This window comes from Helicobacter felis ATCC 49179, assembly GCF_000200595.1.
In the GTDB taxonomy this organism is placed as follows: domain Bacteria; phylum Campylobacterota; class Campylobacteria; order Campylobacterales; family Helicobacteraceae; genus Helicobacter; species Helicobacter felis.
The window spans coordinates 1,535,163-1,555,853 of the sequence record NC_014810.2 but is presented as its reverse complement, the minus strand read 5'-3'; the positions used below and the strand labels follow the sequence as shown (position 1 = coordinate 1,555,853).

Here is a 20,691-nt window from a genome sequence, read left to right as displayed (position 1 = left end):
AATCATTTACAAAATTTGATTTTTGATTTTAGAAAACATAGACTGGATTTTAGAGATTTTTGCGATCTTAACAGGAGAGTGGATTTAAAACTTCCTTTGGCTGTCTCTAGCATCTGCCCATATGCATCGCTGTTTTTAAACTCTTCGGTTAGCTTACCAATACCATTTTCTAGCCCTCTTATCTCCTCTAGCAAAGCTTTGTGTTCCCACTTTCTAGTTTGTTCTATCTTGGCAAGAATGGGTTTGAGTTCTTTATTGAGGCTTTTCTCAATCTCACTGATGTGTTTGTTTAAAAACCTATCTCGCCTATCTTTGGCGATGCTCTCAAAGTATTCTGGACTCGTGGCTGTTATCTTGTCCTCTACTTGCTTGGGGTTTAGATAGTCTTTGTATTGCTCTTGCAATTTCTCATAATGCTTCTTAGCTTCTTGCTCTATCGTTGTAATGCGCTTCTTTAGATCAGCAATGCTTAACTCCTCATCTTTCAAAGCTCGCAAAGCTTTGTAATCCTCTTGTGTGAAAAGCTTTAAATCACCCAAACCCTGATTTATGGTAATCATTTGCTTTCTCACACTCTCTAGCAGGGGCTTGGCTTCTTTGATAGTGAGCTTTTTGTCTTGTTTATCTTGTGGAACAAAGATGGTAACAAGGTCTATAAGTGTGTTCTCTAGCTCTGTTTGCTTGTCTTTGAGTTCTTGGTTTTCTTGAGTTAAGGCAGTGTTTGCTTTCTCCAGCGTGGTTTTTTCTTGTTGTAGAGCTTGCAATTCTGTTTGTTGATTTTCTGTGTTAGCTTGTAAACTTTCTAACTGCTCTTTATGCGCTTTTTCTAATTCTTTGCGCCTTGTTTTCTCTTGCTCCATGAGCTTGGCATAAGCTCTAGGCTCAACGCGTTTAATTCCGCTTATGCGTTTATCTATCCCTCTTTGCATGCCTAGGATGGTTGCCACTTCTGTTTGGATTTGCTTGAGCATTAAAGAAGGCACTCTTTTGAAGTTGTTCTTACCTGTATTCTCATCTAGTGTAACAAACTCCATATGGGCATGGTGGTTAATGTGCGTATTGCCAAACTCATCTATATGTCCTTCATCTCTGTGGATAGCAATTTGGTAGCACTGAATGCCATATTTGTTTTTAAAATGTGTGGCTAGTTTTTCTAAGTTTTGCATGGTGTGCGTGGATTTGAGATTAACAACGGCACTATAAACATAAGTTTTAGCTTGAAACTTCTGTCCTATTCTTTGTATGTAGGCACTAATAGCCTTGTCTATCATTTCTTGCTTTAAAGCTTGTGCTTCAAGACCACTTCTATTGCAGATAGTATAAAGTTGCCGTTCTTTAGGCAAGAGATAATTGGGGGGTGTGCTTCTATCATTGTGAAACACCTGCACGGGGTTTTTTGTGGGTTTGAAGTTGATAGATGCAATTATCCCCATTGCTTTCTCTCTGTCTAGTGCTTGCTTTGATCGCTGTTAGATGTCTTTTGGGATTGTGTGTTGCTCTGTGGTCTCCATTTAGCTGTATCCTCTTTATACTCCTGCAACTTCTTAAGCACTTCGTTGTATTTTTCTAGGGCTTCAGTTTTAGATTTTAGCACTTTCTTTAGCTTTTCATGGAGTCTTTCTTCCTCTGTTTCAATTTTTGTAGGTAAAGTAGTCGGGGGCATCACATTCCGGGATTGCTCTTTTAAAAAGTCTATTTCCTTCTTTACTCTGTGATGGCGTTTGGCGATTTCTAGGTCTGTGTCTGTGGGGTTAAGGATTTTAAATAGAGATAGAACATCTTGTTCTGCGTCTTTGATTTTAGCGATGAGTTGCTACAAAAATTTCTGTGCTTTGGTTTGTGCTTGTGGGTGCACTTTGGAGGGTGTCTGTTGTAGTAGTATCTGTAGTAGGGTTATCTGCTTTGGAGGAAGCCTTGTGGTTTTAGCAGCACCATTTTTGTGAGCGGTGTTTAAAAATTTGTTTTTGAATTCCTCAATGTTTTCAAAAACAAGAGTCATATACTCATTGCCACTGACTTGAAACAGCTGCATATGTTTTCTATGCAAGGCAATCACTTCCATCATCTTAGGGTCTAAAACCCATTCACTCTAAATAGCACACAGATTCTTTTAGTTTTTGGGCTAGGTTGGATGTTCTCGATCATTGCATTGTTAAAGGTAAAGTTGTTGTTGTTTTTGTCTTTAACACTGAGCTTGCCTCGTGCGCCTATTACCTTTTCAAGAACTTTAAGATCTTTTTTACCAAAGCGTTTAAGGGGTAGCGTTTTAGCATTTTCTAGTGCTTTTTCTTGCTCGACTATAGCGGGGTTTGGAACAACTTCGAATGTGTAACCTAGTACCTTCTGTCCTCGTGCTTTGGCTTTGTTTTTGATCACTTTAATGGATTTGTAGGGGGGTTCAAGAGGATTTTTTTGGGTTTTTTGGGTAAGTTGCTTAATGGTGGGGTTTAGCATATGAATATCGATGTCGCTTATTCTGGTGCCTTTTGGAATACCCATAAAAGCACAAAAGCCTTCTATGTTATTTTCGTACATATATACTTGAAAAACGCCGTTTTTGGTGGCATTTTTAAACCGCTCCAATAGTCTAAATAAGTTCTTAGCATATTTGCCATTTAAATCTACAAATGTTCGCAGTTGCATGCTGGTGAAGTTTGTTTCTAAGTCGTTTAGTAGGTATGTAAAATAGGGGGGTCATTGACCTATATGTCTAAGTATTCAATTTTTTGTTTTTGTCATGCTGTATCTCAAACTTTTTAAAAAACATGACTTTACTTCTTCGCACCTTCTCATCATCGAGCATTTTGATTAGATCAAAGTTAGCCCTAGCTATGTTGTTAAAAAGGTTAATAACCAGTTTATAAAGCCTTTCATTATCCATATGCGGATTACCGGCTAAAGCTTTCAATTCTTTTGGGGTGAAGCGGATGATGGTGTCCTTTTTGTCTTTTAAGCGATTGAATAGACTAAAAAACAAATTGCTTTCAAGTTCACTCAAAGTACCAAATTGACTTTGTAGATGTTGTTGTGCATGATGATTTGCCCGTGATTGGCGATGCTTAAGTCTTTTGCTAAAGTGGGGTTTTCTTGTATCAGGGGCTGTGTGGTTTCTTTAGGGAGCTCTTGTTGCACGGCGGGCGGGAGTGTGGTTTTCTCACTAGATTCAAACTACACGGTTAAAGTGCTAACTATGTCGTTTAAAGTTATTGTGTAGCCTTTCTTCAACCCCTGCTTTAGCATTGGGTTATTGGTCTTTTTTGAAAGCTCTTGTATTTTATCAAGTGTCGTTATCAAGGATTTTGCGCGGTCTATTGTGTCTTGTGATGTACTAATGCCAGCTATCTTGTCTTTTTCCCATTCATTAGCTGACAAGACAGAGACTATTTCACGCACTAGGTTAGATTTTTCTACGGATAGATTTTCAAGAGTAATGGGGTCGTTGGCATTTTTCATCTCCAGATAGGCGATTACATCCAGTTCATCTTTTAGAGATTTTAGAACGACTGAGGGAATATCTTTTTCACTCTTGCGACTTTTACTTAGGTTTAAAGGCTAAACCTGAGAGCTAAACTTGGGTTGTTGTAGCGTAATTTTTTAAAAGATTCGCTAAAACCGCAATTTATCGTTAAAAAACCCTGTTTGATACCAAGTTAAGCAGTCTAAGTTTATACAAGCGAATTGGAAGCTCTTCTGTTTTTTATCATCCTTTTTTTAGCTTAAGTTTTGCATTGTTTTTTTGGGTCACAACGAGGCTTTTGAGGTAGGATTTTGGGGCTGAATTACACGCATGCACATGTACACGCATATGTTAGTCCAACCCTTTGGTGGGGCTATCCAGATTGCGCGTAAAACTCCGTTCTTTAAGACGGGAATGTAAGCGCACGCTAAGAAAAGAAAGACTACCCTTGCAATAGATAAGCGAGATTAGTGGGTTAGGAGCTAGTCTTGCGGACTATAAATAGCAAAGCCTTTGTCAGCCCGGGAACGCTGGTTTGGAGTTAGTTAGGAAGCTCCTCCCTTTAGAGAGAGCGGTTCACATCAAGAAAAGGAAGGTATATTTGGAATGCTTCGTCAATTATTTAAAGGGATAAAGAGACAGGTTGAACAGATGTTAATTAGGTATTTGGATAGATACCTGAAGCCAAGACTTAAACTTGTAGAGTTAGAATTGGCTACTCTAATCAAGGATGAGTTCTCAAAAACAAGAGTGGAACAAATAAGGCAATCCAAAGACAAGATTTTTACATTCAATGTGCCTCTCATACATGCTTTTCATCAAAAATATCCAAATGTTGGACAAATTACCATGTATCTGCCCAATGTTTCAGTTGATCACATTCAGACATGTATAGTGGTAGACAATGATTTTTATGACACTCATGTCATGCAACAAGCAGATAAATATTTCAAAGATGAGGCTAACATTTTGGATCTGGGTTCTAATATTGGTAGTAACGCTCTTTATTATGCCCTTGTGCGCAAAGCAAAAAAAGTCTACGCTTTTGAACCACTAAAAAAAGCTTATGAAATTTTATGTAAAAACATTAAGCTTAATTCCCTGCAAGATGTGATCGTTCCACATAACATGGCATTGGGAGAGAAAATAGGTAAGGCTAGTATAAAGTATTCTCCTACCTTTTCCATGGGTGGGACTGCCCTGAAAAATGATGAAAATGGGAATTTAGTTGTTAAAAGTTTGGATGAATTGCAAAAAGAGGGTTGCTTTGTAAATAAAATTGATTTTTTAAAAATTGATGTAGAAGGTTTTGAAAGCCATGTGTTGCGGGGGGGGGGGGGGGGTATTCTTAGAATATCATAACCCTGTTATACAAATAGAAATTTGGAGCAACAAATATAGTGAAGTAAGTGATATTTTGCATTCTTATGGTTATAAAATGGTGGAAAAAATAGGCCATGCGGATTATGTGTTTTTAAGGAATTAAGTATTTAAAATAGTTTCTAAATTAGTCTTTGAGCTCTACAGCGGATCGTGTATTAAAATCTCAGGATGGCGCAAAGATGGGTATGTCTATGCATTTCTTTAGCCCACATACTTTCTTTACTCGAGGGGCTAATTTTTCTAGTGATTATCCCCTGTCCTAATTGTGTACCAAAGCTTTGGTATTGTTGCGTAATTTTTCTAGAGGGACACTCTTAGGACTGATGGTGATCATCATTAAACGCATATCCTCTAGCGTAACTACACCACTGAGCAAACACTTGGTCGAGGTGTTCTCTAATATGATGGTGCGTTGTTTGACTTTGAGACTGCCACAAGTTTGGCATTCATGACACAAGCATAGGGGGTTTCCTTGTTTCCATGCCATGTCGTTGCAGATACCGTAACTAAATACCTGCAGAAATGCTTCGCTTCTATATCCACAAAAATAACCTTTGCGCAATGATTCAAGAAAACCTCAATGTGCTCGTGACGCCCTGTGGCACGGGTTAAAACACACTTTCCACATAATTGGAGTGATTTAACCAAAATTTGGTATGCACCTACAACCAACACTAAAACTTAAAGATTTTTGGTTAGCGCGATGGCCATGCTGTTATGTGCATTGAGAATTAAAGTGGTGTCGTTACAATTGCAGGTAAGAGTGCTGGTTACAAAGAGCAAAGTGAAGAAATTGTTAGGCGAGCACAAATCTATGGGACGATCCTCAAAAAGAGCATCCCATCGCTTTGGGTGATCTAAAATTTGATAAACTCAAAGAGCAGTGCTACCAAAAGGGCGATTGTGTGGATTGAAGTGTTTAATAAGGAGAGTCGTAATGAAAAGGTTTTTGGTCCTCGTGCTTTTGGGTTTAGGAGTGTTGCAGGCTGTAGATGACAAGAGTGCGTTGCAAGAAGTGTCGCAATGGACTAAGGACTTTATTTTGCAATACAAAGAAAAACCCCCCAAATACGCCAAGATTCAAGAGGTTAAGACCTATTCCCCCAAAGATATCCAAGGAGTGGTGCGCACCGCCAAGATCAAGGGCACGCTTTATTCCTTTGTCTTTGCAGGGGCTAGGGCTATTGCTCAAAACCATACCCCAAGCCAATACACTGATTATGGCTTTTGTGTGGGGATTTTGGCTCATAACAAGCTCAGTAAGGGCTTTTGTTTAAAAGGTGAGGGTGTGGCGCAATTTGAGCTAGAGCAAAATCAAGCCACAGAGATCACGCTTAAATTCCCCCATTTTTTCATCAACACGCCCGATTTAGAGGGCACTTTGTTAAAACCCTATGAGTTTTGCAACTATGTTGAAAACCAGCCGGGCGAGACCTTCAAGGTCCTTTTAGAACCAAGTGCCCCCCAAAGCACACAACCCCCCGGCACAGCCTTTAGACTAGCATGGATCAAGGGCACGTTTTATCTCATTAAGGCAAGCTACCATTTAAAACAGCCCGATGCCCCTAAGATCACCCATCTGTTTGTAGATTATGACGCGCGCGCCTTCAAACAACCCCTTAACACCTATCCCCTCCAAGCCATCAACACCGCGCTTTTTACCCATAAACTCCAAACTATTGGGAACGATTTTTCTACCTACACCATCTTCATCAACGCTAAGTACCACAAGACTTCCACAAAAAATGTCCCCGTGGAGGCAGGGGATCACCATTACAATTTAGAATTAGTGGCATTTTCTACAGGGCTAGATCAACTCATTTCCCCCAAACATTGCTTTGATGTCCAAGAAAACAAGCAGAGTTTGAATCGCGCTTGCTTTTGCGCCGTAGATGAGATGTTTGCCACAAAAAAAGGAGAGTTTCTCACCATTAGCGCGCTAGGCAAGGCAGCCAATATGATTGGCATGTCTGTTGGCAGACCCAATTACGAGCGCTTAAGCCATGTCATCATAGATTTTGACACAACCTTGCAAGTTAAAAAAACAGGGCTATATGTCCATCAACTCAGCAAGCAATTTTTTGACCACTACCCCCCCTCACAACCCCACCCTCCTTTGGATAAAAACGCCAAGATCTGTTACCGCGCCGATCCTAAGCAAGAAAAACGCTTGCAGGATTTTAAATTTGACTACTCATTCACGCAGGCTTATCAACCATGCAGGTAAAATACAGGATAGAGTTCTTGGTTTTGTTGGTGGGGATGCTTGGGTATTTGCATGCCATAGAGATTCTAGATGCCATGCAAGAAGTCAAGGGATGTGTGCAAGATTTTAAAAGAGAAAAAAGTGATGGGTTGCCCCTCTCTACAGAAAAACCATTGTGGCTTTATTTAGACTTAGACTTTATGGGTGAGCAATCTTACAAGAGTGGGATTTTTTATTTTTCATAGCCAATCAGATACGCCAAAAACCTAACAAATTTTATGGCGCTCATTGCGTGCAAGTTCTCTAAGTTTGTGGGGTCTTTAGTCCCGCTATCAAGGGGTTAAGGATGTAATACTTAAGCTCCTCTTTATTTTTATCCCCTAAAATAATGCCTTTCATTTCTACAAAAGGATTGCTATGCTTAGTTTTGTGCGCCCTGGCGGGGGGGGGGGGGGTAACTCTCTCTAATTCTCTTGCTTTTTTAGCCCTCATTCTTGGGGGACTCTTATGAAAATCTTTAAATCATGTTCTGTTGTGCTGGGTGGGTGTTTATTGACCCCTATGCTAAGTGGGTGTTTGGGGGGGTTGTTGGGGAGTTCACAACCCCAAGAAACGCCCAATCAAATTTTGCAAAAAAAACGCCAAGAGTGGCAGCAGGCTAGGGGGGCTGAGGGGGCTAAACAACGACAGACAGGGCAGTCTTTACAAGCACAATGGCAGTCTATACAAACGCAATTAGCCTACAAACGCGCCACATCATACCTAGCAAATCCAAACCAAGTAGGCTATGAAGACTATAGCTATGACAAAGCCCTAACAGACTTGCAAGAAGCCATCAAGGGGGGTAATGCTGATGCGCTGGTAGCACTAGGAGATATGTACTTTAATGCTCAGGGCGTGGCACAAGATGATGCCAAAGCCTTTGACTACTACACCCAAGCCGCTAGCAAAAAAGTTGTTAGCGCATACGCTAGATTAGCCCATATGTATGTCTTTGGTGCAGGCACAAAGCAAGACACTAAAAAAGCCTTAGAATACGCTAACTTAGCCATTCAAGGGCAAAATATGCCCGCCCATTTGACTTTAGCGATCATGTATATCAATGGGATCGGTGTGCCCGAAAATGGCGACAAAGCCCGGGAACATTTAAACATTGCATGCAAAGGCAATGTCAAACAGGCTTGCCAAATTTTGGATGAAATAGGTCAATAAAAGGAGAATTGATGAAAACAAAAATGAAAGTGGCAGTGTGTGCGTTGGCGTTGGGGGCGGATGTTTTGGGAGCAAGAAATTCTTTTGATGATCCCAAACAATGCGGTGTTGAGGTGCCCGATGTGGGTTATGTGGCTTACGAGATGATGGTCAGTGCTGTACGCAATGCTGAGTCTGCAAGGTTGGAACAATTAGGGTTTCGCAAGGAAGACGCCATCGCGTGTTTTAAAGTGGCTGCACAGGCAGGAGTTCCCACAGCCTACGCCAACTTAGGAAAATTGTACGAAAAAGCCAAACAATACAAAAAAGCCCTAGAGGCCTACCAAAAAGGCGTAGATAAGGGTGATGATGATGCGATGATTCAATTGGGGGTTCTGTATATGAATGGAGAGGGGGTTGCCAAAGACTACCACAAGGCATTTAAATACTTTGAAAAAGCTTCGCTAAAGGGAAATGTTACAGGACTTGTTGAATTAGGATTGATGTATGAAAATGGGTGGGGGGTGAAACAAGACTATGCTAAAGCGATGGAATATTATCAAAAAGGCAAAAAAGGCAAAGATGGAGGCGCTGTAGTGGGGGCATACTGGAGCATAGGGCGTTTGTATTTTAATGGCTTGGGGGTTGAAAAGGACTATGCTAAAGCTGTAGAATATTTGGATGTAGCCGCGACAGGAGGTTTTGCTGAAGAAACAAACCGCATATTGGGCTCTATTTACGAAAATGGGGGCTATGGGGTTGATCAAAATATTAGCCAAGCCCAATTCTATTACAAAGAGGGGGCTAAAGCTGGGGATAAAGAAGCCCAAAAAGACCTCATTAGACTCTTAAACGCCGAGGCTAAGAAATACCAAGATGGGCAAGATTATGACAACGCCCTTAAGCTTTACCAAGAGGTTGCTAATGCAGGCGATCCGGATGGTTATGTCCATATCGGGTTGTTGTATATAGGGGTGCAGGGGGAAAAAGGTGCCCAACAAGCCCTAGAATATTTTCAAAAGGCTACAGATAAGGGCAGTTCTTGGGGTTATGTGGAGCTTGGCAACATGTATAAAGATGGCAAGGGGGTAGCCCAAGACTACCAAGAGGCGATCAACTACTATAAAAAAGGCATGCAAACGGGCAATGCTTTGGGCTACTATAGCATGGCCTCCTTATACCTTGAGGGCAAAGGCGTGCCTAAAAGCCCAACAAAAGCGATCGAGTATTACCAAAAAGCGGCCTCTTTGGGGAAGGGTGATGGTTGGTTTTATATCGGACAAATGTATGAGATGGGGCATGGGGTCAAACAAGATGATGCTAAAGCCATTCAATACTACCAAAAAGCTATCCGAAAGGGGAGCGCCTTGGCTTATGAGCGTCTAGCTAACTTCTATCAAAATGGGCGGGGGGTCAAACAAGACTATGCAAAGGCTATGGAGTTTTACCACCAAGCTGTCAAGTTAGGAGACATTGCAGGTTATGCGGGCATGGGGCAGTTATACAAAAATGGCTACGGGGTGAAACAAGATTATAGCAAAGCCATCAAGTATTACAAAAAGGCTGGAGAGGCGGGGTATTATTTTTTGGCTCTTGCCTCTCAGCAAGGTTTAGGGATGGTGCGCGACTACTTGGGTGCGATTACATACTACAGGCGTGCCATCAACGCGGGCGATACAAGAGGCTACGCTGGTTTGGGCGCACTCTATGAGGGTGGGCACGCTTTCCGCCAAAACTTCGCCAAAGCCTTAGAACTTTATAAAAAAGCGGGGGATGCCGGTTATGGTGGACTAGGTTCGCTCTATGAACATGGCCACGGAGTTAAGCAGGATTATGCTAAAGCCCTAGAATACTACAAAAAGGGCACGAAACAGGGCGATGCGCTTGCTTACGCCGGTTTGGGCTCTCTGTATGAAAATGGCTTAGGCGTGGGTAAAGACACACAAAAAGCCCAAACATACTACAAAAAAGCCTGTGATAAGGGCTTTAAACAAGCTTGCACAGCCAAATAATAGGGAAAGAAAATAAAAGCAGAATGCCTAGAAGTTGTCATGGAAGTGCTCAAAGAGACTAAAACTCCTGTGTCTATCTATGACATTTACAGCAGGGCGCGCGCACTCAACAAGGTGCAAGTGCTAGATGCCATGTTTAAAGATGTGCCAAAACAAACTTATATCCCCGTGTGGCAGATAGGTGGAGGGTAAGCCTATTAGCATTACGCTTAGAGAATATGCAGACAAAATATAAAAGAACGCGTAGCAATTAGCCAAAGCTCTAGTCAAGAAGAACCCCATGAACGCACTTTGCACTCCTGCATAAGCGACACACACACTAAAACTATGTTTCACAAAAAGACTCTAAAAAGCAAACATGGCAAAAACTCTTGGCTCTATCCTGATATGGTGGGCGCAAGTTTTGCCTATAAGAATTTTGACCCGCAATCTCTCTTTGAAGAACTTAAATGCAACCTATTATCTTAGATGTCTACAACACGCGCGAGGGAGCTTATCGGTGTAAAAAGCTTTAGGGCACATTGGAGGGCGTGCCTAGTATCAATGAGTGGGCTAATCATTTCATCCCCTTTGCAGAAAAAGAAGTCCAACCAAAGGGGCGTTATACCCACCACACCCTCCTAGACTTTTTAGCTGGCAAATTAGAGCCAGAAACAAGCGCGCTTTTTGCCTCTACTCAATCGCTCTTGCCCACCTTTGGCGCGGTAGCTAAAGAGGTTTTAAATAAGGGGCGTGAACTCTATGCCTACTACCACACCTTTCAAAACTCCAACCCCAATGCAAGCCTGTATGATATCAAGGAGTTTTTTAGTGGGAGGGATGCTAAGGGCAAGCTCAACCCCCCAAGTAAAGCCACAGATGAGCGCTATAAAGACTTATACGCTAGCCTGCAAGAGAGTTTAGAGTCTTTGCGCGCGCTAATCACCCCCAAAGTTTGGCAATACGGGTTTTTGAGAGAGTGAAAAGCCTCGCTCAAAATACGCGTAGCCATTACTAGGACCAATCCTAAGAACTTTTCATCATAGCCAGCAACGCGTCTTTGCTAAAGTTAGGGGTATTGAGGGTAGGAGTTTTTTGGAACACCTGCTTAGTAGCGACACTCTCTTGAATGGAGGTTAAAGCCCCTTTAATGCTGCTCAAACCCTGCTCTAAACTGGCGCGCATGGCATCAAAGCCCTGCGATTCAAGCACTTCTAAGGGGTTGGGCACTTGCACGCACAAGGGCTCTTGAGAATCTAGCACAATATCCAAGCGCACGCCAAAGAGCCCTTTTTCTTTAAAACGCGCCTTATTGATCGCTTCTTGCATGCTGGTTCGATCTTTAGATTCTAATTTAAGAAGCTTTTGACAAGCGATCTGTAAGATTTGCAATGCTCCGATGCTCTCATTGATGCTTTTGATCTCATGGTTGAATCTCTCGATCTTGTGCGCCTTGCCTTGTGTGTCTAACATTTCTAAAGATTGGGTGTCAATGTCCCCTAAATGTTTTTGAAAAGCTTGCAACATTGTTTGCGTTGACATTTTTAATCCTTTGCTAAAAGATATAATTTACAAGCATTTTTTATTCCTTAAAAGGTCGGGGTTTTTGGATATAATGGCGGGCTAAATCACCAAGAAAGAACCTTATGAAAGCTGTTTTTCTATGTCTGTCGTTGTTATTGCCCTGTTTGGCTCAAGTGGATCAAGCCGTGCATGTGGTGCACAAGGATGGAGAAAAAAAGGGGCCCACTTTACTTTTGATGGGAGGTATTCAAGGCGATGAACCCGGAGGTTTTAACACCACCAATATTTTTTTAACCCATTATAAAGTTTTATCCGGTTCTGTGTGGGTCGTGCCCGTGCTCAATCGCTACTCAATGTTGCGCAATCATCGCGGGGTTTATGGGGACTTGAATCGCAAATTTGCTCACTTGAGCCCTAAAGACCCCGAATACCCTCTCATTCAGTCTATCAAAGCGGCCATCACAGCCCCTCAAGTGAGCGCGATCTTACACCTGCATGATGGGAGTGGATTTTACCGCCCCACTTATGAGGGCCCCCTACTTAACCCGAGGCGTTGGGGCAATTCTTTTATTATTGATCAAAGTGAATTGCCTGATGTCCCCTTTGGGCATTTGAAAAATATTTCAGAAAAGACCACCGCATACACCAACTCCTTTTTATTAAAACCCCTGCACCGCTACCATATCCACAACACCCACACCGCACGGGGCGACAAAGAGATGGAAAAAGCCCTCACCTACTTTGCCATCAAGCACCAAAAACCCGCCTTCGCCAATGAGGCCAGCAAAGAGCTTTCTCTAGCCCAACGCGTTTACTACCACCTCTTGAATGTGGAAGGGTTGTTGCAACAGCTAGGAATTGCCTATTCTAAAGACTTCACCCTAACCCCACTGGCCATCTACCGCCTGATTAACGACTCCAAACTCACCCTAACCCTCAATCACAACACGATTCTACCCCTCTATGGTCTGCGCCCCTATCTTAATTACTTCCCTTTCCCTAAAAACACTCCCCTAGACGACATTCCCATAGAATCTAAGAGCTATATTTTAGGTCTACTGCCTCAAAAAGGGCAAGTTTGGCTCAAATATGGCAATAAATTGATGACACGCTTTGTGCCCGAATACATGGACTTTGATTCCAGTTTAGACTCTTTGAACCTAGAAATCGATGGGCAGGTGCAAAAGGTAGCTTTGGGGAGTGTTGTCAGTATCGAACACGCCTTTGAAGTCCACCCTTTGGAGGGCTACCGCGTGAATGTGATTGGCTTTTCTCTCAAAAACGCGCCCAAGAAATCCGATGAAGCCGGTTATAAAATCGCCTATAAAGACCTCATCCGTCGTTTCTCCATAGACACAAAGGGTAAGATATATCGCGTGGAAGTGTATAGGGGCAATGCCTTTTGTGGCATGGTATTGGTGCGCTTCTTGTGAATTGGCCCTTTTGCCTGCTCAAAACCCTTAAGAGTTTAAACCTACTCCAAAGTTCCCCACCTCTGTGGTGGCCCAATGCGGGGAGTTTTGAGGTGGTGGTAGGGGCGATCTTAACCCAGCGCGCGCGTTGGGAGAGAGTGTGTTTGAGTTTAGAAAATCTGCAAAAATCCCAACTTCTAAACTTAGAGAAATTAGCCCAGTGCAGGCCCCAAGATTTAATCCCTCTCATTGCCCCCAGTGGGTTTTACCAACAAAAAGCGCGCTATTTGATCGCTTTGAGCCAACACATCCTAGAGGATTTTAAGGATTTTAAGACTTTCCAAGCAGAAGTGAGTCGAGATTGGCTCTTGGGCCAAAAGGGGATCGGTTTTGAGAGTGCAGATAGTATTTTAAACTACGCCTGTTTGCGCCCCGTGTTAGTGGTGGATGCTTATACCTATAAATTGCTCGCCTCTTTGGGTATAGAACTAGAGGACTACCACGCCCTGCAAGAGTTTTTTACCCACGCTCTGCAAGAAAATTTAGAAGCCACCCTAGCCCTCTACAACTACCAACTGCCTTTGGCTAGCATTTACGCGCGCTTGCATGGCAAAATTGTAGAGTGCATGCGCGCTAAAATCGACCTTAAACCCCATTTAAAGGATTGTGATGATCTTTATTGACGCGTGTTTTAGAAAAGCTACCCCCTACACCCCCATTTGGATGATGCGCCAAGCGGGGCGTTATCTGCGCGAATACCAAGAAGTGCGCCAACAAGCTAAAAACTTCTTAGATTTGTGCGCCAATGTCAAGCTGGCCACAGAGGTAACTTTGCAACCCATTGAAATCTTAGATGTGGATGCGGCCATTCTTTTTAGTGATATTTTACTCTTACCCCACGCGATGGGTTTGCCCTTAGAGTTTCTCCCAGGCGTTGGGCCTAAATTCACCCGCACCATCACTAACTTAGAGGACATCCACGCTCTGCACACAGGAGCGCACCAACAACTAAACTATGTTTATGAAATCATCTCTAGCGTGCGCGCACAATTAGATAAGTCTAAGGCCTTGATCGGCTTTAGCGGCGCGCCATGGACTTTGGCCACCTATATGATCGAAGGGCAGGGGAGCAAAACCTACCGCCATTGTAAAAAACTTCTCTATAGCCAACCTGAGATTCTACACGCCCTGCTAGAAAAGCTAAGTTCTGAGCTCATCGCCTATTTGAGCGCGCAGGTGGAGGCGGGCGCGGATGCGCTGATGATCTTTGATTCTTGGGCGGGCGCGTTGGAGTTAGAGGCTTATTTAACATTTGGCTGGAACTATATTCAAAAGATCACCCGCGCACTCAAAGCCAAGTATCCTAAAATCCCCCTAATTATTTTCCCTAAGGGTGTGGGGGCGTATTTGGCGCATTTGAGCGGAGATTTTGAGGTTTTGGGCTGTGATTGGGGCACGCCTTTAAAAATGGCACAAGAGATTTTAGGGGATCGCTATGTCTTGCAAGGGAATTTAGAACCCGCACGCCTGTATAGCCCAGAGGCGATGGCTGAGGGTGTGGATCGCATTTTAGAAGTGATGGGCAAAGCCCCGGGCTTTATTTTCAATCTAGGGCATGGCATGATTGAAGATCTGCCCCGCGCCCAAGCGATCGAATTAGTGCGCTTGGTGCGTCAAAAAAGTCGGTGTTAATACAATTCCTAAAACAAAGTTTTGCCATGCAACAGCTGTATCTCAAGGTAGCGCAAGGGTTTAAGACAATTCCTTTGCAAAGTGATATTACCTATTTGCGCCAAAGATTCCCCAAAATAGACAATGTCTTAAAACTTTATGATGGCGTGCAAGAGAAAGAGGGGGCAATGCTACGCGCCTTGTTTGAAATCTGTTTTCAGGCAAAGGGCGCACCAGAGGTTTTTATTGCATTAATGCCACAAAGGGCACGCAAGAGAGGGCATTTATTTATGGAGATCCCAAGCACTCCAGTGCTTTTTTGCCCCACAAGAACCTAGCTTTTGGGGGTTCTATTGAGGGGGGTGTGTTGGTGTTAGATCGGGTGGTGCTTGTGCCTTCTCATTTAGGGACGCGTTTTGAGGGGGTAAAGATTGTGCTTGGTGCAGACGCACAAGGGCAAGATTTAACCCATGCCCTAAAAAACCTAGAAAGCCCACAAGAGTTTTTAACACAACTACAAACACACTTTTACTTTAAGGAATGGAGGGCGTATTTAGACACTTGCATGCCTAGCAAAAGAATATCCGCCTTACAAAACGCCAAAAATTTGCCCGGCTTGCTTGGTGCGCGTCCTTATCCCCTATGGCTTTTAAACCCGGCTAAGGCGCAAGAGTTAAGCCCCGATCACATCTGCCAAAGCATTTCGCAAAATATGGCAAAAACCCTCATCAGGCGTTTTGCACCACCCCTGCGCGCCGCCCTTGTGAAGATGATCGCCACGCCGCAAGTCTGCTTGATCCAAGTGGAGGGCAGGTTAACGCACAGCTTAGAGCTAGTCGCCACAGCGATCAAATACCATGTTAACCAGCAAGATAAAATTTTATTAGCTAGCCCCATAGCCTTTAAAGAAGCCTTAGAAAACAAGTCAATAAGCCCGCACGCGCCCTTAAGCTTTTGTGATTTAAGCACTCAAAAGCTAGAGGCAAGGTACCAAGACTTAGAAACTCTGCAATGCCAAATCAACCACGAGCCTGCGCCCCCAAACAATTTAGAAAATTTTTTACGCTTTTTAGACACACAAATGGGCGATTTTGTGCTACCCGATGCGCTTTTAGAGCCTATTTACCATACCCTAAAAGAAGACTTAAACGCCCTAACCCCCCTTAAGTTTCGCTCCCTCTCTTTAGATATGCCTGCACCAGACTTTTCAAGCGCGCTCAAAGCGATTTACAAAAACATTTTGGACTTTGAGGCATGCGATCAAGAAGTGGCAAAGATTGATTTTAATGCCTTGCAAGAGGAGCACGCCAAACTTACCCAAGAAATCCAAGAACTTGAGAACCAAAAGGGCAGAATCACCGATATAGAAAGCTTAGAAGCACTTAAAGACCAAATCCGCCACAAAAAGCAAGAGCAAAAGAGCGCATTCACCTTAGGCAAGTATGCTAAACTCTTTGGCACGAGCAAGTTAGAGTTGATCAAAGATTTGTTAGACACCAATAAAACAAGAGTGGCGCGGTTAAAGGCGCATTTTAACACCACTCTACGCGCTCAAGCGCAGAATTTTAGACCAGAACCAATAGAAACACAGCCCACAGAATGCCAAATTTTAGAAACAAAAATCCAAGACTTGCAAACCAGAATCGCCCACATAGAATCCCAAAAAGCGCAGATACAAGAAAGCCTAGCGCAAATACAAGCCAAATACAACCTTGAAAGCCTAGAGCAAATCCCTAGCTTTTTAACTGCGCGCTTAAATGATTGCAACCAAAACCTATTCACAGAGAGCACTCCCCTAGACACGCGCCTATGTTTTATCCCCTTTGGGAGTGATCCGTGTGTTTTAGAAATGGCAAGCCCCTTTGATGTGGTAGTAATTTTAGATGAGGGCGGGTTAAATCTCGATCTCTTGCTCCTGATTTTAAACGCCCAAAAGGTCATTTGGCTTAAAAGCACACATGCGCCTAATTTGATAGATTTGCCAAAAATGCCTAGCCCAGAGTTACAAGAGTCTTTATTTACAACTTGTTTTGCCAACGCCCCAAGTGAGATCAAGGCACAAATCCATTTAAAAGGGAGCAAATCCAAGATGATTTGGTGCTAGAGTTTGCCAAAGAGGACTTGCAAAAGCTAGAGGTCCAAGTGAAAGCCTTTGATGGACGGGATTTAAAGGGCTTTTACCCGCAATTACAAACCCAAATGGGCGCGCTTTTGCAAGAAGCACAAGACAAAGCTTTAAGGCACTGCCAAGAGCTCGCCCGCCAAGAGATCAAAAAAGAGAACGCGGCCAAAAATGCGCAACAAAATTGCAGGGATTTACAAGCCAATTTACAAAAAATGCAAGCACAAGGACTAGATACCTTTGTGTCTTTGCAATCTCTTAAGCAAGAGCTAAAAAGCTTGCAAACCCTCATCCAAACAGACCCCCTAAAAGCCCAGCAACAAAGCCTAGAAGCGCTCTATAATTTAAAAAAATTACAGAGGCAGGCTTTGGGCTTGCAAAGGGCACAAGCAGGAGCAAACCAAGAAAAAGCCCAACAAGATTTTTATGCCCATTTGCAAGAGATCAAGGACCCGGCAATCATCGCCTACGCCAAAGAGGATTTAGTGCTCTTACAAGAGCGTCTAGCCGCTTTTGATGGGCTCAATGCAGGCACGGCGCGCCAAATCCAAGCGGATTTAGAGCAAGTGTTGCAAAAAGCACAAAAACAAGCGCAAGCCAGTAACACCCAACAAGAGAGCCAAAGGCATCTGTGGGCACAAGAATTAGAGTACCTTAAAAACGAGGTGGCACAAATTGCAACTAGCCCCGAGCAAGGGGCACTATTGGCACAAATGGCAAAAACGACAGAGAGTTTAGCCAGCCAAGATTTTAACACCTTAGAGAGCCAAATAGCCCAAATCAACGCCCAGGCCGATTTACTCATTGTGGAGGAAAATGCCCGTAAAGAAGTGGTGATCTCCATTGTCAAAACCCTAAGAGGGCATGATTTTAAAGTGGAAATTCCTGTTTTAAAAGAGGGTGCGGTGATCATCAAGGCAGACCGCCCTTCGGGTAAAAGGGTGCAATGTCGCATTGAGCGCGGTGGAGAGCATATTTTGTATAAATTCGACCAATATGAGGGGCTCACCTGCAAAGAGGACATTGCCAAATTTAAAAAAGAATTGGAGGATGTCTATGGCTTTAAGATTGAGGATATCAAGACTCTTTGGGAGAATCCCGATCGCATTTCTAAGGGGGCGATTGATTTGAACAACCCCCATAAAAAATCAACTTAAGGAGGTTTTGTATGGAAAAAGAAAGTGAATGGTTGCAACAATTCATCTCCGATGCCAAGCTTAAAGGCGCGATGATTTTAAGCGGGAATGTGGGCGATCTGTTTCAAAGCAAGTTTGACATGCAATATAAAAATTTAGATCGCTTTTTGATCGAGTTGTTGCACAAAAAATTGGGCTTTTCAAATGTGTGGCTGTGGGATTGTGTGGGAGGTGTGGATTATGATCTATCCATCTTGCCCGAGAGCAAAGCCACCCCCCAATCCCAGCCTAAAGATGCCTATGATATTGGTGATGCCAACATCCCCAAAGATCTCCCCAAGCACGAAAAAGTGGAGGATTTTTTCTCTATCATTATGAATAATCTTAGCACAAAGTCGGGGCAGTGTTTTATCTTGGATTATACGGATTATATTTTTGGCGTGCAAGCTAGCCTTAGCGAAGCAGAACGCCATTGGATTATTCGGCTCAAAAAAGCCATCCAACGCAACGCCCATTACACCTTGGGCGATGCCCAAGCCATGCAATCTAAAAATTTAGTGATCTTTTTGGCCCGCAAACGCACCGCTCTGCCCTCTTCGCTTTACATCAATGATTGCCATATCAGCAGCCTAGAAATCCCTTTGCCCAGCCGCCCTGAGCGTAAAAGCTTTATTGAGAGCTTTGGCAAACTCCCCTTTGACCCACCCATCACCCAAGACCCCAGCAAATTAGCCGACTTTATCGACATGCTAGAGGGTTTTATGCTCAAAGAAATTGCCCAAATTTTACAACTCGCCCACAACAATGAGCATTTAAGCCCTGAAAAAAGCGTGAAATTCTACCGCTACAAACAGAGCCGTAGCCCGTGGGAGGATTTGGACAAGCATAAACTAGATGGCATTTGCCAAGCCCTAGAAAAGCGAGTCAAAGGGCAACACCATGCCATCAGAAAGGTAGAAAAGGTCATTATCCGTGCTTTTACGGGGTTTTCAGGGGCAGCACACTCGGCCAAGAGCCAAAAGCCCAAGTGGGTTTTATTTTTTGTAGGCCCTACAGGGGTGGGCAAGACCGAGCTTGCCAAGTCTTTAGCTGAGTTTTTATTTGGCGATGAGAGCGCGTTTTTACGCTTTGATATGAGCGAATTTAACCATGAGCAGAGCGATCAACGCCTTGTGGGCGCGCCCCCGGGCTATGTAGGGCATGAAGAGGGCGGGCAGCTCACAAACGCCATCCGCGCTAAACCCTTTAGCGTGATTTTATTTGATGAGATCGAAAAGGCGCATGAACGCATTTTAGATAAATTCTTACAAATCTTAGAGGATGGGCGGCTCACCGATGGGCGGGGTGAAACCGCTTCTTTTGGCGAGTCGGTGATCATTTTCACCTCCAACATTGGGGCGAGTGAAATTAAAAGCGATGGCGAGCCCAAAGAGGTGGCGCAACAATTCGTGCAAGCTGTGCGGGATTATTGCAAGAATAAATTGGAGCGACCTGAATTGTTAAACCGCATAGGCGATAACATTGTCCCCTTTAATTTCATCAAAAATGAGGACTTTTTGATTGCCATTATTCAAAGTAAATTTGAGCAAATCGCCCAACAAGTCGCCGAAAAATACAAGATTAGCCTAGAGTTTAAGGCTCCGGAAAGCGCACAGCAAGGCTTTAGAGCATTGGCAAGGCATGTCAAGAAAGAGCATGGCGGGCGGGGGGTGGTCAATCGCCTAGAGACTCAAATTGAAAACCATTTGAGCATTTTTATTTTCGATCATTGGGAAGAGATGGAGGGCTGTCAAAAAATCTACATCAAACAGACTAGGCCTGAATTTGACAGCTTTGAATTTGAATTAGGGCCATGTTGAATATCGCCAGCGTGCGGCTATGCACACAAGCAGAGGGACCCGGAAAGCGCATGACTATTTGGCTACAAGGCTGTTTAAAGCGTTGCTTTAATTGCTGTAACCCACACATGCAACCCCTTGTTAAAAAAGAACTCATGCAAGAGGGGGCATTGATAGAGCAAATTTATTTAGCCTCTGAGAAATATCAAATTTGTGGGATCACGCTTTTGGGCGGGGAGCCCCTTTTGCAGGCTAAGGGTTTATTGCCGGTGGTGCGTTGGTGCAAGCAAAACAACCTATCGGTTTTACTCTTTAGTGGCTACACTTTGGCACAAATACAAAAACTACCCCTTGAGGGGGCACAAGAATTATTGGACTTTGTGGATGTGCTGGTGGATGGGGAGTATGTGGACTCTTTGTATGATGAGAGTCGGGGGATTGTGGGATCAAGCAACCAAGAAATCCACTTTTTTACGGACACTTATAGCCTCAAAGATTTTAAAAGCCAAGTGCAAGTTGAGGTGTTGGTGGATGAGCAGGGAGTGAAATTTAATGGCTGGGCACTCAGCCCTAAAGACTTAGGCGCATTTAAAGCTTAGAGGATTGTATGCAAGAACAAGAAATTTTAGCGTTGTTAGAGGCAATTGCACAAGGCAAAATGCGGGGTAAATACCCCGAGCCAAACCCCACGCAAGAGGGCAAAGAGGGCATAGTCGCGCATGCCAAGCGCATGCTCGCCAAAGAGCGCAAAAAACGCTAA

General features: G+C 43.5%; 22 protein-coding genes. 16 read left to right on the top strand and 6 right to left on the bottom strand.

The window, feature by feature from the left end:
• Positions 1–2 precede the first annotated feature (2 nt).
• The 4 genes from HFELIS_RS09245 to HFELIS_RS07860 form a co-directional block, all read right to left on the bottom strand.
• Positions 3–1,433 (bottom strand): coiled-coil domain-containing protein, encoded by a 1,431-nt coding sequence (locus HFELIS_RS09245; protein WP_013470032.1) that lies wholly within the window; start codon positions 1,431–1,433, stop codon positions 3–5.
• Between the two features lie 14 nt (positions 1,434–1,447).
• Complete coding sequence (locus HFELIS_RS07875; RefSeq protein WP_013470031.1) at positions 1,448–1,663, bottom strand: hypothetical protein; 216 nt, start codon at positions 1,661–1,663, stop codon at positions 1,448–1,450.
• A gap of 410 nt (positions 1,664–2,073) precedes the next feature.
• The gene (locus tag HFELIS_RS08590) at positions 2,074–2,643 is read right to left on the bottom strand and encodes a replication initiation protein (RefSeq protein ID WP_013470029.1); all 570 of its coding nucleotides are present in this window, start codon (positions 2,641–2,643) and stop codon (positions 2,074–2,076) included.
• Between the two features lie 525 nt (positions 2,644–3,168).
• Complete coding sequence (locus HFELIS_RS07860; protein WP_041302913.1) at positions 3,169–3,453, bottom strand: hypothetical protein; 285 nt, start codon at positions 3,451–3,453, stop codon at positions 3,169–3,171.
• Positions 3,454–4,063: 610 nt separating this feature from the next.
• Between HFELIS_RS07860 and HFELIS_RS08580 the strand changes: the two genes are divergently transcribed.
• On the top strand, positions 4,064–4,819 hold the full coding sequence (locus HFELIS_RS08580) for an FkbM family methyltransferase (RefSeq protein ID WP_013470027.1): 756 nt from the start codon (positions 4,064–4,066) through the stop codon (positions 4,817–4,819).
• A gap of 280 nt (positions 4,820–5,099) precedes the next feature.
• Here the strand turns inward: HFELIS_RS08580 and HFELIS_RS07850 are convergent, their stop codons facing one another.
• Positions 5,100–5,327 carry a hypothetical protein gene (locus tag HFELIS_RS07850; protein WP_013470025.1) on the bottom strand — a complete coding sequence of 76 codons (228 nt, stop codon included), beginning with the start codon at positions 5,325–5,327 and terminating at the stop codon, positions 5,100–5,102.
• A 450-nt stretch (positions 5,328–5,777) separates the two neighbouring features.
• Here HFELIS_RS07850 and HFELIS_RS07845 point away from each other — a divergent pair, with 450 nt between their 5' ends.
• From HFELIS_RS07845 to HFELIS_RS07815, 6 genes are all read left to right on the top strand, one after another.
• On the top strand, positions 5,778–7,067 hold the full coding sequence (locus tag HFELIS_RS07845; RefSeq protein WP_013470024.1) for a hypothetical protein: 1,290 nt from the start codon (positions 5,778–5,780) through the stop codon (positions 7,065–7,067).
• Positions 7,068–7,084: 17 nt separating this feature from the next.
• Complete coding sequence (locus tag HFELIS_RS07840; protein WP_041302910.1) at positions 7,085–7,291, top strand: hypothetical protein; 207 nt, start codon at positions 7,085–7,087, stop codon at positions 7,289–7,291.
• Between the two features lie 262 nt (positions 7,292–7,553).
• Positions 7,554–8,258: a tetratricopeptide repeat protein gene (locus HFELIS_RS08575; RefSeq protein WP_013470021.1), complete on the top strand. Its 705-nt coding sequence runs from the start codon at positions 7,554–7,556 to the stop codon at positions 8,256–8,258.
• A gap of 11 nt (positions 8,259–8,269) precedes the next feature.
• Entirely contained in the window at positions 8,270–10,249 is a 1,980-nt protein-coding gene (locus tag HFELIS_RS07825) for a tetratricopeptide repeat protein (RefSeq protein WP_013470020.1), read from the top strand.
• 39 nt (positions 10,250–10,288) lie between these two features.
• Positions 10,289–10,441: a hypothetical protein gene (locus HFELIS_RS09070; protein ID WP_013470019.1), complete on the top strand. Its 153-nt coding sequence runs from the start codon at positions 10,289–10,291 to the stop codon at positions 10,439–10,441.
• 338 nt (positions 10,442–10,779) lie between these two features.
• Positions 10,780–11,211 (top strand): hypothetical protein, encoded by a 432-nt coding sequence (locus HFELIS_RS07815; protein ID WP_148229948.1) that lies wholly within the window; start codon positions 10,780–10,782, stop codon positions 11,209–11,211.
• A 43-nt stretch (positions 11,212–11,254) separates the two neighbouring features.
• Here the strand turns inward: HFELIS_RS07815 and HFELIS_RS07810 are convergent, their stop codons facing one another.
• Positions 11,255–11,770, bottom strand: a complete 516-nt coding sequence (locus tag HFELIS_RS07810) for a flagellar FLiS export co-chaperone (RefSeq protein WP_013470016.1) — start codon at positions 11,768–11,770, stop codon at positions 11,255–11,257.
• 104 nt (positions 11,771–11,874) lie between these two features.
• Between HFELIS_RS07810 and HFELIS_RS07805 the strand changes: the two genes are divergently transcribed.
• From HFELIS_RS07805 to HFELIS_RS09065, 9 genes are read left to right on the top strand one after another with little or no spacing between them, the layout of a single operon-like run.
• Complete coding sequence (locus tag HFELIS_RS07805) at positions 11,875–13,185, top strand: M99 family carboxypeptidase catalytic domain-containing protein (RefSeq protein ID WP_013470015.1); 1,311 nt, start codon at positions 11,875–11,877, stop codon at positions 13,183–13,185.
• Positions 13,182–13,847, top strand: coding sequence for a 3-methyladenine DNA glycosylase (locus HFELIS_RS07800; protein ID WP_013470014.1), 666 nt, complete (start codon positions 13,182–13,184; stop codon positions 13,845–13,847). Before HFELIS_RS07805 ends, HFELIS_RS07800 begins: the two co-directional genes overlap by 4 nt.
• Complete coding sequence (hemE, locus tag HFELIS_RS07795) at positions 13,834–14,856, top strand: uroporphyrinogen decarboxylase (protein ID WP_013470013.1); 1,023 nt, start codon at positions 13,834–13,836, stop codon at positions 14,854–14,856. Before HFELIS_RS07800 ends, hemE begins: the two co-directional genes overlap by 14 nt.
• Positions 14,857–14,882: 26 nt before the next feature.
• Positions 14,883–15,173 (top strand): hypothetical protein, encoded by a 291-nt coding sequence (locus HFELIS_RS07790; RefSeq protein WP_013470012.1) that lies wholly within the window; start codon positions 14,883–14,885, stop codon positions 15,171–15,173.
• Positions 15,155–16,939, top strand: coding sequence for a coiled-coil domain-containing protein (locus HFELIS_RS07785; RefSeq protein WP_197531851.1), 1,785 nt, complete (start codon positions 15,155–15,157; stop codon positions 16,937–16,939). The genes HFELIS_RS07790 and HFELIS_RS07785 overlap by 19 nt, the downstream gene beginning before the upstream one ends.
• On the top strand, positions 16,933–18,114 hold the full coding sequence (locus tag HFELIS_RS07780; protein ID WP_148229947.1) for a hypothetical protein: 1,182 nt from the start codon (positions 16,933–16,935) through the stop codon (positions 18,112–18,114). The genes HFELIS_RS07785 and HFELIS_RS07780 overlap by 7 nt, the downstream gene beginning before the upstream one ends.
• Before the next feature lie 11 nt (positions 18,115–18,125).
• Positions 18,126–19,952, top strand: coding sequence for an AAA family ATPase (locus tag HFELIS_RS07775; protein ID WP_013470009.1), 1,827 nt, complete (start codon positions 18,126–18,128; stop codon positions 19,950–19,952).
• The gene (locus tag HFELIS_RS07770) at positions 19,946–20,530 is read left to right on the top strand and encodes a 4Fe-4S single cluster domain-containing protein (RefSeq protein ID WP_013470008.1); all 585 of its coding nucleotides are present in this window, start codon (positions 19,946–19,948) and stop codon (positions 20,528–20,530) included. The genes HFELIS_RS07775 and HFELIS_RS07770 overlap by 7 nt, the downstream gene beginning before the upstream one ends.
• A gap of 8 nt (positions 20,531–20,538) precedes the next feature.
• A complete protein-coding gene (locus tag HFELIS_RS09065; RefSeq protein ID WP_013470007.1) occupies positions 20,539–20,691 on the top strand; it encodes a hypothetical protein in 153 nt (50 codons plus the stop codon).